The organism is Terriglobus albidus (assembly GCF_008000815.1).
Taxonomy (GTDB): domain Bacteria; phylum Acidobacteriota; class Terriglobia; order Terriglobales; family Acidobacteriaceae; genus Terriglobus; species Terriglobus albidus_A.
Genome location: NZ_CP042806.1, coordinates 4,250,629 through 4,264,815 on the forward strand (window position 1 = coordinate 4,250,629; position 14,187 = coordinate 4,264,815).

Consider the following 14,187-nt stretch of genomic DNA (forward strand, 5'->3'; position numbering starts at 1 on the left):
TCTCATATTTTAGGGCTTCCGGGGTAGATTTACTCCGCAAAGGTCAGAGGCATCTCCACCAGGTGTTGGCTGAGGAACCAGCTCTGCAGCTCGTTCGGGCGGAGCACATCGCTGACCGCCAGATCATTGGTGCCATCATCGCCCGCCTTATCGGCAGCCTCGGCCAGCTTGCGGCACTCCTCGATGATGACCCGGTGGGCATCCAGCAGGCGTGAGATCTGCACTGGAACCTCTTCCCGGCCGCGGGGCGGACGCTGAATCTGCGATACTTCAGCGACATCCGCTCCCATCGCGATCGTGACACCACCCAGCAACTGGATGCGCTCGGCGATCACGTCGACGATCTCCACCTGCTCTTCGAAGTGTTTATCAAACAGAAGGTGAAGCTGGTAGAAGGTAGGTCCCGCCACCTGCCAATGGTGCTTTTTATACATGTCACGGAGGGTGATCGAGTCCGCCAAAAGCTGATTCAGCTTAGCGCACATCGCTTCACGAACATCGGACTCCAGAGCGTTCGGAAGATCCTTCACTACCGAACCGTACTTCTGGATCTCCTTCGCCTTCTCATGCCAGTGGGGCGTGATCAGGTCTTTGCTCTCAACCTTCTTCATAGCGACAGCCATTGTTGTTCTCCTTGGGGAATCCCACATCGTGCTTAGGATGCGGGCTTCCCCAATTCGGATTGCCGCTACTTGATCCGTACCTCCGGCACAACCGAATAGCCGGGCCGCAAGGAAAGATCCTTGTTTTCTTCCTTCAGGTTGGTGAAGTCAATGCGTACCGGAATACGCTGCACGACCTTTACGTAGTTACCCGTGGCGTTCTCCGGCGGGAAAAGGCTCAGTCGCGAGCCGGTCGCTCCACCGATCTGCGTCACCTTGCCCTTGTACTCACGTCCACCCAGAGCGTCTACCTTGATCACGACTTTCTGATCAGGGTGCATCTTCTCGAGCTGGGTTTCCTTGAAGTTTGCGGTCACCCAGAGGTTCTCCAGAGGCACAATGGTCAGCAGATTCTGCCCGATGGACAGATTTGCCCCCACCTGAACGTTCTTCTTGTTCACAATGCCCGTCACCGGAGCCAGGATCTTGGTGTAGCTCAAGTTCAGTTTGGCCTGATCGACCCGGGCCTGGGCCTGCTTGACTTCGGCTGCCGCAGCAGTGGCGCGAGCCTCCTGCACTTTGACCTGTTGAGGACCATTCTTGGCGGCCTGCGCAGCACTGGCCTGAGACTGTATCAGCTTCTGCTGCGACTGGCGGACTGCTTCCTGCTGCGCTACCAGGGACGACTGGGCTTCGAGGTACTGCGCCTTCTGTGCGGCAGCAGTCGCGACAGCAGCGTCGAACTGCTGCTTCGAGATCACGTCCTTAGCCACCAGGGGCGTATACCGTTGTACATCCAGATCGGCTTTGGTCAGGTTCGCCTTCGCCTGTTCCACCCGGGCCTCGGCAGCAGCTACCTGCTTCTGCGCCTGCGCCACGGCGGCGATCGATCCCTGGACGTCCGAACTTGTAGTCGAGGTTTCTGTAAGAGTGCTCAGGCTCGTGATCGGTACGTTGACCGTTGCCTGCTCATAGGAGGCCTGGGCATTCGCCAACTGCGCCTCGGCCTGTTGCAGCGCTACCTCGTAGTCCTTCGGATCGATCTCCGCCAGCACCTTGCCAGCCTCAACCGTCTGGTTGTCTTCTACGTAGACCTTGATGACCTGGCCGGTCACACGTGAGCTCACCTGGTACAGATCGCCATCCACCTGGGCATCATCGGTGTCTTCGGTGAAGGTGCTGCGCCAGTAGAACAAGCCGCCCGCCAGTGCCAGCAGCACCAGCACCGCAATCACGATGACGCGCCGCTTGGCCTTCTTCTCCGGCTGCTCGGGCGCCGTATCATCGCTGCGCTCCTGCACAGCCTGCGGCTGAATCCTCTGCTGTTCCTGATTCTGTTGTCCGTCCGCCACGGTCACTTTCCTCCCACATAATCTTTGTAGTTCGTCTGCGCCACACCCAAAGCACGCGCCAGTTCCAGCTTGGCGAGGTTGTGTTGATACAGCGCACTGATGTACTGATCGTTTGCCTGCGCGGACTGCGCCTGCGCCTGAGACACCGCAAGGTTATCGCTCACTCCGGACTTGAACCGCTCCTGAGCTTCACTCAAAGCCTCATTCGCCGTAAGCACGTTGGTATGCGTTGCCTCTATCAGCTTCGCCGCAGACTGAATATCCAGAATCGCCGTGCGAATGTCCTGATTGACCTGCTGCACCTTATCGGAAAGCTGAGCCCGTGCCGTCTGGTAACTCGCATCGGCTACTTCTTCGTCGCCGTGCGTCTTCGCAATCTGCAGTAGCGGAGCCTTGACATTGCCGCTCGCCGTATAGGTTCCATGCGAGTGTCCTGGCGTGGGTCCAATGTCGCCATAGTCACCGCTCACCGTCACGGCCGGTAGCTGCTGCGCCCATGCTGCCGTCTTCTGTGCATCCGCGCCTTTCAGCGTTTCCTCTGCAGCAGCCAGATCCTTCCGGTTCTTCAGCGCCTGCTGGAAAGCAGCATCCGCATTCAGATTCTCCAGCGGAGCGAACGGAGCCGTATCCGTAAGCCGGAACTCCTGCTCCAGAGGGAGACCGATCGTGCGTGCAAGAGCCAGTTTGTCCTTTGCCAGGTCGTTCTTCGCTGAGATCAGTTGCTGCTGCTGGTTCTGATAGTCCACCTGGGCCCTCAGAACATCGAGCTTCGGGCTCGTACCGGCATCGTGGGCGGCTGTCGCCTGATCCAGGCTCACCTTCGACGAGTCCACCTGGGCCTGCACGCTCTCCACGCGCGAGGCATCCGCTATGCATAGCAGATATGCATTACCTACTGTCAGCGTGACCATGTCACGGGCATCTTCCGCGTTCAGCTTCGATGCCGCGAAGTTATGTTTCGCCGCGATGTAGTTCTCCAGCGATTGAACATTGATCACAGACTGTGACAGGTATCCACGGAAATCGAAGACCTGGAACGGTCCGACAATCGGGCTCACTCCGGGGAAACTAAGACCAAATGCCGCAAGGTTAACCTGCTGCACGTTATAGGTCATCTCACCACGTGCCGTCGGCAACAGAGCCTGCAACTCCTGCAGCCGCTTGCCCCCGGACTCTTTCACCGAAGAGGTTTCCAAAATCAGTCCGAGGTTCGTCTTCAGTCCACGTTGAATAGCGTTAGCGAGACTCAAATCGAGAACTCCGTCCGTGGCTTTTCCCTCCACGACCGAGCCCTTGAAGTTGTCTTGCCCACTCGTCCCTGTCGTGCTCCGCGACTGCTGTTGCAGCACACCTTGTGCTGTCTGCACCGCCGCGGCGCCAGAACCCGGCGAAGTATTCCCCCCGCCCGAAGGCGCCACACCGCTGCGCGATTGCTGCGCACCGAGGGCTCCAGCCAGGAGCATCGCCGGCAAAACCAAGATCTTTCTCTGCGCCATTGTCCTCATGCTAATCGCAACCGCACATCACACTTTGCCGGTCTTGATCCGCCGGCCCTTTTTCATACGACTGGAGCGGTTGTTCTTCCTTTGGATGCAGGCCCCTGCGCTGAACGCTTCAAAAAAGTTGCATTTCATCTTCCATTTCGCCAAATCCCTCGTCCTGGCATCTTGCATATCGAGCTCTTTCACCTGCACCCTATACCCATGATTCGCACCGGACTCATCGGCTTTGGCCTCGGCGGCCGTGTTTTTCACGCGCCCTTTATCTCCGTCACCCCCGGCATGGAACTTACCGCGGTGCTGCAGCGCGGCCCATGGAAGCAACCCTTCCCATCGGCCTCAGAACAGTACCCAGGCGTCCGCATCGTCGGCTCCGTCGAGGAACTCCTGGCCATTGAGGAGATCGACCTTATCGTCATCTCCACGCCGAACGAATCTCACTTCTCGCTGTGCCATGCCGCACTCTCCGCGGGAAAGCATGTTGTTATCGACAAACCCATCACGACCTCATCCGAGGAAGCCCGGCAGCTTATCGACCTCGCTGAGTCAAAGAACCTCATCTTCGCCCCCTTCCAGAACCGGCGCTTTGATGCGGACTTCCGCACAGTCGAACGCATTCTGGACTCCGACCGTCTCGGTCGCCTGGTCACCTTCCGCGCGCACTTCGATCGCTTCCGCCCCGGCATTCGTGCGAATACCTGGAAAGAGAGTGGCGCCCCGGTCAACGGCCTGCTCTTCGATCTCGGACCGCACCTTGCCGATCAGCCGCTTGCACTCTTCGGTAGGCCGGACTTCGTCACCGGCTCAGTCCGTACCGATCGCGATAATTCTGCGATCGAAGATGCCTTCGATATTCGCCTCGACTATCCGCGCCTGACGGTTCACCTCTCGTCGAGCATGATCGCTGCCTCGGCGTCGCCGCGTTTCCTGCTGCACGGTACGGGTGGCAGCTTCGTAAAGTACGGTCTTGATCCGCAGGAGCCTGCTCTGCTTGCCGGTCAGCGGCCCACAGTGGACGGAGAATGGCTCTGCGAACCGGAATCGGCCTGGGGCACTCTGGTCCTTGCCGATCCAGCATCCGGCGGTACGGTTTCAGAAACTGTTCCGTCTGAGACCGGCGACTATCGTCTGTTCTTCGCAAACGTGCGCGACGCTATCACCGGTAAGGCGCCGCTCACAATTCCGGCCATTCACGGACTGCGTATCACCCGCACCCTCGAACTGGCCCGTCAGAGCAGCGCGGAAAAACGCTCCATCCCGTTTACCGAAGCTGAATGGAATTACAGGTAAACTCAACCGAGTAATGAACGAATCACAGCCTTCCTCACTTCCTGCCGGCTTTCTGTGGTCTGCCACGAAAGCCGGTATTAAGGCCTCCGGGAAACCCGATCTGGCCCTGGCTCTGGCGCCCGAAGGCGCCACCGCGGCAGCAGCTTTTACCAGCAATCAAATGGTCGCCGCTCCCATCATCATTGGGCGGCAGCATATCGCCGCTTCCGATGGCCGCGTCACGGCGCTGTTGATCAACGCCGGCAACGCCAATTGCGCTACTGGACAGCACGGACTGGATGCCTGCGTAACCTCCTGCGATACATTGGCGGCCCTGGCCAACTGCCGCCGGGAAAATATCTTCCCTTCCTCCACCGGCATCATCGGAGTTCCCCTTCCAGCTGAGAAGATTACCGCTGCCCTCCCCACCGCCTTCGCTGCCCTCGCCGGTACCGAAGAGGCTGCGGACAGCTTCCGCCGCGCCATTATGACGACGGATACCAAACCGAAGTCGGCACGCGCCACTGTCATCTATAAGGGCAGGTCAGCCTCGATTTTCGGTGTCTGCAAAGGAGCAGGCATGATCGGCCCACAGCTCGGGCCGCCGCACGCCACCATGCTGGTGTATCTGTTTACGGATATCGCAGCTACTCCTGCCCAGCTTCGCGAAGCGCTCGGCCCGGCGGTAGAGGCCAGCTTCAACTCCATTTCGATCGACGGCGATACCTCCACGAACGATACGGTGCTCCTGCTTGCCTCCGGGGCCAGTGGTCTGACGTTGGATAGCGACACCACGGACGCCTTCCGGAGCGCCCTGAATCAGGTTACCCAGGATCTGGCTCACCAGATCGTCGACGACGGCGAAGGCGTAACGCATGTGGTCACGCTGCACGTCACCGGAGCTGCCTCTGTCGCAGACGCCCGGGCGATCGCCCGCACGATCGCCAATTCTCCGCTCTGCAAGACCGCGTGGTCCTCCGGCGATCCGAACTGGGGACGCATTATTGCGGCGGCCGGCCGTTCGGGCGTCGTCTTCGACCCCGCCCTTGTGTCCATCCATATCGGCGATCAGGCGGTCTTTGAAGCAGGTACGCGGTCACCGCATTTCGACGAGGCCGCAGCGCATGCCGTCATGCTGCAGCGTGAGTACACTATCCGGCTGGATCTCCACGCCGGCCAGGCTGAGACCCGCTTTCTGACCTGCGACCTTACGCACGAGTACGTCAGCATCAACGCCGACTATTCCAGCTAGTATTCCCTCTGTCCGCTCCTGGAAAACCGGGAGCGGGCCCTGATTTTCTCCTCTTCCGGCAAGAACTCCCAAAAGTTCGCACACCCGTGCGGTGATCGCACGGAAACGGTGACGCGCGTATGGGTAACGGTTTATCGTGGTAGGCGGCAGGCTGATATCCGCCCAAACTTCTACTTATAGGGGTGCCCCGTAATGTCCACGAAGCTCGATAACCCTCCGGCGACCGCCAACCCGGATTTCCTGGCTGAAGTCTCCGAGTGGATTGAAGCATTTGACGAGCTCGTCGTCGCCGAAGGCCACGAACCCGCCGCTGAGCTGCTGTCTGCGCTGAAACAGCGCGCTGCCGAAGCCGGCGTGGCCGCTACCGGCGAACTGACGACCCCATATCGCAACACCATCCATGCCCATGATGAGGTTCCTTATCCCGGCGATCGCAATCAGGAGCGCCGCGTCGAGGCCCTGATCCGCTGGAACGCCATGGCCATGGTGCACGGCCAGAACAAGAAGGATGCCGGCATCGGCGGTCATATTTCGACCTACTCGTCGCTGTGCACCCTGCTTGAAGTTGGTTATAACCACTTCTTCCGCGGCAAGTACGGCGACCAGCCCGGCGATTTCATCTACTTCCAGGGCCATGCCTCGCCCGGTGTCTACGCCCGCGCCTTCCTTGAAGGGCGCCTGAGTGAAGACCACCTGAAGAACTTCCGTCACGAGCTCCGTTCTAAGCCCGGCCTGTCGTCCTATCCCCACCCTTGGCTGATGCCGGAATTCTGGAACTTCCCCACCGTTTCCATGGGCATCGGCCCGCTGAATGCGATTTACCAGGCACGCTTCATGCGTTACCTGGAGAACCGAAATCTGATCCAGAAGACCGGCCGCAAGGTCTGGGCCTTCGTCGGCGACGGCGAGTCGGACGAAGTGGATACCCTGGGCGCGATCGGTCTTGCTTCGCGTGAGAAGCTCGACAACCTGATCTTCGTCGTCAACTGCAACCTGCAGCGCCTGGACGGTCCGGTCCGCGGCAACAAGCGCATTATCGACGAGTTGGAAGGCGTCTTCCGTGGCGCCGGCTGGAATGTCATCAAAGTGGTCTGGGGCGCGGACTGGGATGAGCTCTTTGCCCGTGACTACAAGGGCCTGTTGCTCAAACGCATGGAAGAGTGTGTCGACGGCGATTTCCAGACGTTCAAGGCCAAAGGCGGCGCCTACCTTCGTCAGCACTTCTTCGGTAAATATCCGGAGCTTCTGGAGATGGTCGCCGACAAGACGGACGAGCAGCTTGCTCGCCTGCACCGCGGCGGCCACGACCCCGCCAAGATCTTCAACGCCTACAAGCGTGCGACCGAATACACCGGCGGCCCGACCGTCATCCTGGCCAAGACTGTCAAAGGTTATGGCCTGGGAACGACGGAGGCTCGTAACGCCAGCCACCAGGAGAAGAAGCTTACCGACGAGGGGCTGGCGGCATTCGTCAAACGTTTCGACATTCCCGTGTCAGAGCAGACTGCTAAGGATGCCGGTCTCTATCACCCTGGACAGGATGCTCCCGAGATCCAGTACCTGCAGGCTCGCCGTAAAGAACTTGGCGGTTACCTGCCGGTTCGCGAAGTCCCCGCGTTGAACTTCAAGGCGCCGGGGCTCGACTTCTTCAAGGAGTGGATGGCCGGCAGCAAGGGCCGCGAAGTCTCCACCACCATGGGCTTCGTCTCCATGCTCCGCTCTCTGCTCAAGGAGCCGAACTTCGGCAAGTATGTTGTGCCGATCGTTCCTGACGAGGGCCGCACCTTCGGTCTTGAGTCTGTGATCAAGCAGGTCGGCATCTATGCCTGCGAAGGTCAGAAGTACACGCCGCACGATGCCGACATGCTTCTGAGCTATCGCGAAGAGAAGGATGGCCAGATCCTTGAGGAAGGCATCACCGAGGCAGGTTCAATGGCCAGCTTCACCGCTGCGGGAACTGCCTACTCCAACTACGGCATTCCTTCGATCCCGTTCTACATGTACTACTCGATGTTCGGCTTCCAGCGCGTCGGAGACATGGCCTGGGCATTTGCGGATTCTCGCGGAAAAGGCTTCCTGATGGGCGGGACAGCTGGACGCACCACCATGCTGGGCGAAGGCCTGCAGCACCAGGACGGCCACTCGCCTGTACTGGCAAGCACCGTTCCAACCTGCCTGAGCTACGATCCTGCCTTCCTCTTCGAAATGGCAGTCGTCATTCAGGATGGCCTGAAGCGGATGTACGAACAGGGTGAGAACGTCTTCTACTACATCACCATGTACAACGAGGACTACGTTCAGCCTGAGGCGCCGGCGAATCTGGACGTCAACGGTATTCTCAAGGGTCTGTACCTTTACAAGCCTGCTGCCGGTGAAGCGACGGTGCAGCTCTTCGGCTCGGGCACCATCCTGAACGAGGTGGTCAAGGCGCAGCAGATTCTGGCCGACGAGTACAAGATCCAGGCAAGCGTATGGTCCGTCCCCAGCTACACCGAGCTCCGCCGCGACGCACTTGCGATTGAGCGGTGGAATCGCCTGCACCCCGCAGAGCCGGAGAAGAAGCCGTATCTGCTGGAGGCTCTCGGCAACGCTCAGGGGCCGGTCATCGCGGCCTCGGACTACATGAAGGTCATGCCGGATGCTCTGGCTCCGTGGCTCGGCCAGCGTCTGGTCGCGCTCGGTACAGACGGCTTTGGCCGCTCTGACAACCGTGAGTACCTGCGTGCGCACTTCGAGATTGGCGCCAAGGATATCGTCGCAGCCGCGCTCTCCAAGCTGGTTCGCGACGGTAAGGTGAAAGCCAAAACCGCGCTCAAGGCGTTTGCAGACCTCGGCATCAACACCGAGAAGAAGGACGCTGCCCGCGCCTGAGATCCACTATCATCCGTAAAAGCCCGGCTGTCGCCGGGCTTTTGCTTGCCAAGCACAAGCACCATCTTGCTCTTTTGGCGGTGTGTGCTACCTTGCAGAGAAACAGGTCGAAATGTCTGCCGCTACTTTTGAAAACCCACTGATTCCTAATCAGCGTCTCAAGCAGCTCTACAACGCCATGCGCGATCTGCGCTCCGGCAGCAAACGTACACGCGGTCTTGAGGCCGGTATCGCGGCTACAGCGAACCACCTGCGGCCGCAGGACACGATCGCCGCCTCCGCCGCCCTGGCGCCGGCTGTCGGCATCGTGCAACAAAGCAGCGGCAATCTTTTGCCCAGCACGCTGGACGCTGCGCAACAGTTCGCTGCTGTACATGGCGCTGCCTTTGCGAACATGCACTTCACTCCTGGCTTTGTGGCTGTGCTCTATCTGGATAGTGCACTCCCTGCCGGATGTGAAAGGTTCATTGAAATGACTGCGAAGCGCGAGTTACCCGTGCTGTATCTCCAGCTTCCAGGACATACTCCTCATCCCTCCGCCGCGAAACATAAGATCCCGGTCATTCCTGTCGATGTACACGATGCTGTCGCGTGTTATCGCGTGGCACAGGAGGCGTTTACGCGGGCTCGTACGCTGCATCTACCCACGTGGATCAGCTTCCAGCAGATTGGTAAAGAAGATTCTCTCGATGCAATGCGCGGGTATCTTAAGGCCAAGGGCCTGCTGGCGCGTTCCTGAGCAAAGGTAAACTGAAAGCAGCATGCGCCGCTTCCCTACAGCACTCTCCCTCGCTTTCGGTTTCGTCTTTTTATATTCCGCCAGTGCGCAGCAGAACGATTCGGCGCAGCAGAACCTTCCTGCGCAACAACCCGGTTATAACCAGCAACAGCAGACCAATCCCCCGGCTCTGCCTCCTTACAATCCGGACCAGAAGCAGCCTCCGACCCTGCCGAAGCCGCAACCCGTACCTCCTCCAGTCGTTGCACCGCAGCCGACAGAGCAACATCCATTCACGGCGCGCAACCAGTACGGGCCGCCAGCAACGATCCGCAAAATAGACTTCCTGGGGTCTGTCTATATACCCGTCGATAGCTGGATCTATCCAGCCATGCTGCGTCTGCATGCCTACGGATATCTCAACACGGCTTTCATCAGCATGCGGCCCTGGACCCGGCGTAGCGCCATCAATATGCTGGTGGACTCAGAGCAGGACATTCGCGCCAGCGATAATGAAGAAGCGAAGGCTATTCTTGATTCGCTGCTTCATGAGTTCGATGCGGAACTAGCCGCGAACTTTGATGGCATTGGCGCAGTGAACGGACTTTATTCGGCGTACACCCGCCTCGGTTATATCTCCGGACCTGTGCTCCGCGATAGTTTTCACCTGGGGCAGACTGTCAGCAATGACTATGGGCGCCCGTATCAGAACGGCTTCAATAACATCACTGGGTTCTCTACCGTCAATGAGATCGGACGGCTCTCATTGTCAGTTCGTGGAGAGTACCAGCATGCGCCTTCGGCCGATGGATACAGTTACGCACTTGCGCAACAACTGGCGGCAGTCGACAGAATTTCTTACGACGGGTTCAATCGCCCCCAAAGCACGATTCCTGAAGGTCCTATTGCAGCAACGAATACGTTTCGGATCCAGGAAGCAAATCTCTCATTTCACCTTGCCAAGCACGAGTTCTCACTCGGAAAGTCCGATGCCTGGAATGGTCCTGGCGTGGGAGGTGCCTTCTCCTGGACCAACAATGCCGAGAATATTTATTCGTTCCGCATCAACCGAGTCGAACCCATGTACATTCCGTTCATCCGTAATGTCCTGGGACCTGTTCGCTATGACATCTTTGTCGGCAGCCTGAAGGGACACACGTATCCGAATTCTCCGTGGGTACATTCCACTACGTTTAGCTTCGCACCTACGAAGAACTTCCAGTTTGGATTTTCCCGTACCGCGATCTGGGGCGGTAAGGGGCATACGCCGATCACCTTCCACACGTTCCTGAAGAGCTTCTTCCACTTCCAGGATACGAATGGGTCTGAAAAATTCTCCCGCTCCGACCCGGGAGCTCGTTTCAGTATGTTTACGGCGTCGTGGCGCCTTCCCATTCCGAAGCACCTTGTGACCTTCTATCTCGATTCCATGGTGCACGACGATGTCACGCCAATAAGCGCTCCGCATCGTGCCTCGTTTCGTCCGGGGCTCTATCTGGCGCAGCTTCCCTATCTTCCGAAGCTCGACCTCCGCCTCGAAGGCGTCAACACCGATCCTCCGGTCGTTAACAGCGGGAACGGCGAGTTTATGTACTACGAAGTTGTTCAGCGCCAGGGTTACACCAACAAAGGCTTCATCATGGGAGACTCAATCGGCCGCGAAGCCAAAGGAGGCCAGGCATGGCTTACCTGGCACTTCTCCGGCAACGAATGGTTACAACTGCAGTACCTGAACAAGAAAACCGCTAAGGACTTTGTCCCCGGCGGCACTACGCAGAACCAGTTCTCCGTCAACCTCGTCAAGCGCTTTGCCAAAGAAGTGGAACTCAATGCGACCTTGCAGCACGAGATCTGGAAGGCACCCATCTACAAGCAAGGCCAGCAGAACAATACACTCGTCCAGTTTCAGCTCACCTGGTACCCGCGCCTGCGTCAGGGACTGGGCATGCACTAAACAACCAGCGATTAGAGCATTTTCCCTGTAGGTGTAGAGTGAGTCTTCCGCATCTATAAGTGTTTTCCGCAATGAAAACGCAGCTGTACTCCTCTATACCCAGCAACAGGGAACATGCTTTAAACAGAAAAGGCTCGCTCACTTGAAGTGCGCAGGCCTTTTCTTCGTTTTTATGCTAGATCGAAGCTGCGGACTTCTCTGCCTCGACACAGCTTTTGAAATACGTCAACGAGAGTCCAAGCCCTTCATGCAGCATTACCTTCGGTTCCCATCCCAGCAATGTTCGTGCCTTGGTGATGTCGGGACGGCGCTGCTTGGGATCGTCCTGAGGAAGAGGCTGGAAGCTGATATCACTCTTCGAGCCTGTGATTGCCAACACCTCTTTGGCGCACTCCAGAATCGTCCACTCCACCGGATTGCCAATATTCGTCGGCAGGTGCTCGTCGCTCCACGCCAACTTGACGATTCCATCAATCAGGTCGGAGACATAGCAGAAGCTGCGCGTCTGGGATCCATCCCCGTAAATCGTGAGGGGTTCACCACGAAGCGCCTGCATCATGAAGTTGGAGATGACACGGCCATCATTTGCCTGCAAACGAGGACCGTAGGTGTTGAAGATACGCACCATGTGCGTATTGACGCCGTGATAGCGCTGATACGCAGCAATGGCAGCCTCGCTGAAGCGTTTGGCCTCGTCATACACGCTGCGAGGGCCAATCGGATTGACATTGCCCCAATACGTCTCCACCTGTGGATGCACGAGGGGGTCCCCATAGCACTCCGATGTAGAGGCGTGAAGATATCCAGCCTTGTATTTCTTCGCGAGTTCCAGTGTGTTCAGCGTACCGGCAGAACCGACTTGCAGCGTCTCGATGCCGAGACGCATATAGTCGGCGGGACTGGCAGGTGATGCCATGTTGAAGATGTAGTCGAACGGGCCGGGATCGAAGCTCTGGCAGATGTCCTGCTCGGCAAAAGAAAACCGCGGTTCACTGGCAAGATGGGCCAGATTGGCCATCTTGCCAGTCGCCAGGTTGTCGATGCCGTGCACGTCATGCCCTTCACTCAGAAGCACATCGCATAGATGCGACGCGAGAAATCCTGCAGCTCCGGTGACAACAATGCGGCGTTTGCCCATGCTTTTGGGTCTTCTCCTTATGCGCGTTACGTTCGAAATTTAGTGAGCCGGATGAGCCGAAGGACGTCCAACACTGGTGTAGTGGAACCCAGCTTCCGCCATCGCTTCAGGCTCGTACATATTGCGGCCGTCCACAATGATGGAATAGCGCATTGATTTATTCAGCCGCGCCAGATCGAGCTGGCCAAACTCCGCCCAGTCTGTAAGGATCAATAGCGCATCAGCATCGTTTGCCGCTTCATAGGGATCGCACACATACTTGCAGTTCGGCCCCTCAGGCAATTCCAGCTTAGCGCGGCCCATGGCAGCTGGATCGAATGCTGCAACCGAGCAGCCCTCAGCCAACAACGTCTGGACCAGATCAATCGCAGGGCTCTCGCGGATGTCATCCGTGTCACCCTTGAAAGCAAGTCCGAGCACGGCCAGTTTCTTACCGCGCAACGTCCAGAGGGTAGAACGAACCTTGGCGATAAAACGCTTCTTCTGTTGTTCGTTGATCCGCTCGACCTCTGCCAGCAGATTGAAGCCCAGGCCCATCTGCTCAGCCACCGAACGGAACGCCGAAACATCCTTCGGGAAGCAGGAGCCACCGTATCCGATCCCAGGCCGCAGGAAGCGAGGCCCGATACGTGCGTCCAGCCCCATGCCCTTTGCCACCTGCTCGACATTTGCGTCAGCTTCTTCGCAGATATTGGCCACGGCATTGATAAAGCTGATCTTCAATGCCAGAAAGGCATTGGAGGCATGCTTGATGATCTCTGCACTCTTGGTAGAGGTAAGAAGAATCGGAGGAAGCTCCTCTGTATTGCAGATACCGGTGATGTGCCCTTCCTGCTTGTAATAGGCACCTTCCGTCAGGGGAGCATAAATAGCTCTGAGAAGCTCGGCTGCACGCGGGCTGTCAGAACCTACGACAATGCGGTCAGGATGGAGGAAGTCCTCAACCGCGGTACCCTCGCGCAGGAATTCGGGGTTTGATACGACATCAAAGAGATGCTTATCTACGCCATTGCGCTCAATGACGCGGCGAATCCATTCATTGGTGTAAACAGGCACAGTGCTCTTCTCGACAATGACCTTATACCCATTGATGGAACGCGCAATCTCGGCGGCAACAGCTTCAACATAGGACAGATCAGCATCGCCTGTCTCGCTTTGCGGTGTACCTACAGCAACAAAAATGACATCAGAGTTCTTAGTGGCTTCGCCCAGGTCGGTCGTAAAGGTGACCCGGCCATTTCGATACTTGCCCAGCAGTTCGGGCAAGTGGTTTTCGTGGATCAGCGTGTCACCGCCCTGTAATGCCTTCACCTTGCGCTCGTCGTTGTCGACACATACGACCGAGTGCCCGATCTCAGCGAAACAGACCGCCGCCACCAGCCCCACATACCCTGAACCGACTACTGCGATGCGAACGTTTTGCGCCATAGGCTCCCTATCAAAATTTGATCTACTGGCTCCAGTCTAGGGCATAGCAAGGCTTTTTTAATCATTTGCGGCATTTGATGCAGTACTTTTCAAATTCCATGAAC

10 protein-coding genes are annotated in these 14,187 nt (G+C 57.9%); 5 read left to right on the forward strand and 5 right to left on the reverse strand.

The window, feature by feature from the left end:
• Nucleotides 1-29: 29 nt before the first annotated feature.
• The 3 genes from FTW19_RS16885 to FTW19_RS16895 all read right to left on the reverse strand — a co-directional run bounded on the left by FTW19_RS16885 (nucleotide 30) and on the right by FTW19_RS16895 (nucleotide 3,450).
• The gene (locus tag FTW19_RS16885) at nucleotides 30-623 is read right to left on the reverse strand and encodes a Dps family protein (protein WP_147648715.1); all 594 of its coding nucleotides are present in this window, start codon (nucleotides 621-623) and stop codon (nucleotides 30-32) included.
• Between the two features lie 65 nt (nucleotides 624-688).
• Nucleotides 689-1,954, reverse strand: coding sequence for an HlyD family secretion protein (locus FTW19_RS16890; RefSeq protein WP_147648716.1), 1,266 nt, complete (start codon nucleotides 1,952-1,954; stop codon nucleotides 689-691).
• 2 nt (nucleotides 1,955-1,956) lie between these two features.
• Nucleotides 1,957-3,450 (reverse strand): TolC family protein, encoded by a 1,494-nt coding sequence (locus FTW19_RS16895; RefSeq protein WP_147648717.1) that lies wholly within the window; start codon nucleotides 3,448-3,450, stop codon nucleotides 1,957-1,959.
• Between the two features lie 207 nt (nucleotides 3,451-3,657).
• Here FTW19_RS16895 and FTW19_RS16900 point away from each other — a divergent pair, with 207 nt between their 5' ends.
• From FTW19_RS16900 to FTW19_RS16920, 5 genes are all read left to right on the forward strand, one after another.
• The gene (locus FTW19_RS16900; RefSeq protein ID WP_147648718.1) at nucleotides 3,658-4,743 is read left to right on the forward strand and encodes a Gfo/Idh/MocA family oxidoreductase; all 1,086 of its coding nucleotides are present in this window, start codon (nucleotides 3,658-3,660) and stop codon (nucleotides 4,741-4,743) included.
• A 13-nt stretch (nucleotides 4,744-4,756) separates the two neighbouring features.
• Nucleotides 4,757-5,974, forward strand: a complete 1,218-nt coding sequence (gene argJ, locus FTW19_RS16905) for a bifunctional glutamate N-acetyltransferase/amino-acid acetyltransferase ArgJ (protein WP_147648719.1) — start codon at nucleotides 4,757-4,759, stop codon at nucleotides 5,972-5,974.
• A gap of 192 nt (nucleotides 5,975-6,166) precedes the next feature.
• Nucleotides 6,167-8,845, forward strand: coding sequence for a pyruvate dehydrogenase (acetyl-transferring), homodimeric type (gene aceE / locus FTW19_RS16910; RefSeq protein WP_147648720.1), 2,679 nt, complete (start codon nucleotides 6,167-6,169; stop codon nucleotides 8,843-8,845).
• Nucleotides 8,846-8,957: 112 nt separating this feature from the next.
• Nucleotides 8,958-9,584, forward strand: coding sequence for a hypothetical protein (locus FTW19_RS16915; RefSeq protein ID WP_147648721.1), 627 nt, complete (start codon nucleotides 8,958-8,960; stop codon nucleotides 9,582-9,584).
• 22 nt (nucleotides 9,585-9,606) lie between these two features.
• Nucleotides 9,607-11,517 carry a capsule assembly Wzi family protein gene (locus FTW19_RS16920; protein ID WP_147648722.1) on the forward strand — a complete coding sequence of 637 codons (1,911 nt, stop codon included), beginning with the start codon at nucleotides 9,607-9,609 and terminating at the stop codon, nucleotides 11,515-11,517.
• Nucleotides 11,518-11,692: 175 nt separating this feature from the next.
• On the opposite strand, the gene FTW19_RS16925 is transcribed toward FTW19_RS16920, so the two are convergent.
• Nucleotides 11,693-12,655 (reverse strand): UDP-glucuronic acid decarboxylase family protein, encoded by a 963-nt coding sequence (locus tag FTW19_RS16925; protein WP_147648723.1) that lies wholly within the window; start codon nucleotides 12,653-12,655, stop codon nucleotides 11,693-11,695.
• A 39-nt stretch (nucleotides 12,656-12,694) separates the two neighbouring features.
• A complete protein-coding gene (locus tag FTW19_RS16930; RefSeq protein ID WP_147648724.1) occupies nucleotides 12,695-14,083 on the reverse strand; it encodes a UDP-glucose dehydrogenase family protein in 1,389 nt (462 codons plus the stop codon).
• Nucleotides 14,084-14,187: the final 104 nt, after the last annotated feature.

Excerpts from the sequence above, each read along its gene's own strand:
- FTW19_RS16885 (WP_147648715.1), bottom strand. The coding sequence starts at position 623 with ATGGCTGTCGCTATGAAGAAGGTTGAGAGCAAAGACCTGATCACGCCC.
- FTW19_RS16895 (WP_147648717.1), bottom strand. The coding sequence starts at position 3,450 with ATGGCGCAGAGAAAGATCTTGGTTTTGCCGGCGATGCTCCTGGCTGGA.
- FTW19_RS16900 (WP_147648718.1), top strand. The coding sequence starts at position 3,658 with ATGATTCGCACCGGACTCATCGGCTTTGGCCTCGGCGGCCGTGTTTTT.
- argJ (WP_147648719.1), top strand. The coding sequence starts at position 4,757 with ATGAACGAATCACAGCCTTCCTCACTTCCTGCCGGCTTTCTGTGGTCT.
- aceE (WP_147648720.1), top strand. The coding sequence starts at position 6,167 with ATGTCCACGAAGCTCGATAACCCTCCGGCGACCGCCAACCCGGATTTC.
- FTW19_RS16915 (WP_147648721.1), top strand. The coding sequence starts at position 8,958 with ATGTCTGCCGCTACTTTTGAAAACCCACTGATTCCTAATCAGCGTCTC.
- FTW19_RS16920 (WP_147648722.1), top strand. The coding sequence starts at position 9,607 with ATGCGCCGCTTCCCTACAGCACTCTCCCTCGCTTTCGGTTTCGTCTTT.
- FTW19_RS16925 (WP_147648723.1), bottom strand. The coding sequence starts at position 12,655 with ATGGGCAAACGCCGCATTGTTGTCACCGGAGCTGCAGGATTTCTCGCG.
- FTW19_RS16930 (WP_147648724.1), bottom strand. The coding sequence starts at position 14,083 with ATGGCGCAAAACGTTCGCATCGCAGTAGTCGGTTCAGGGTATGTGGGG.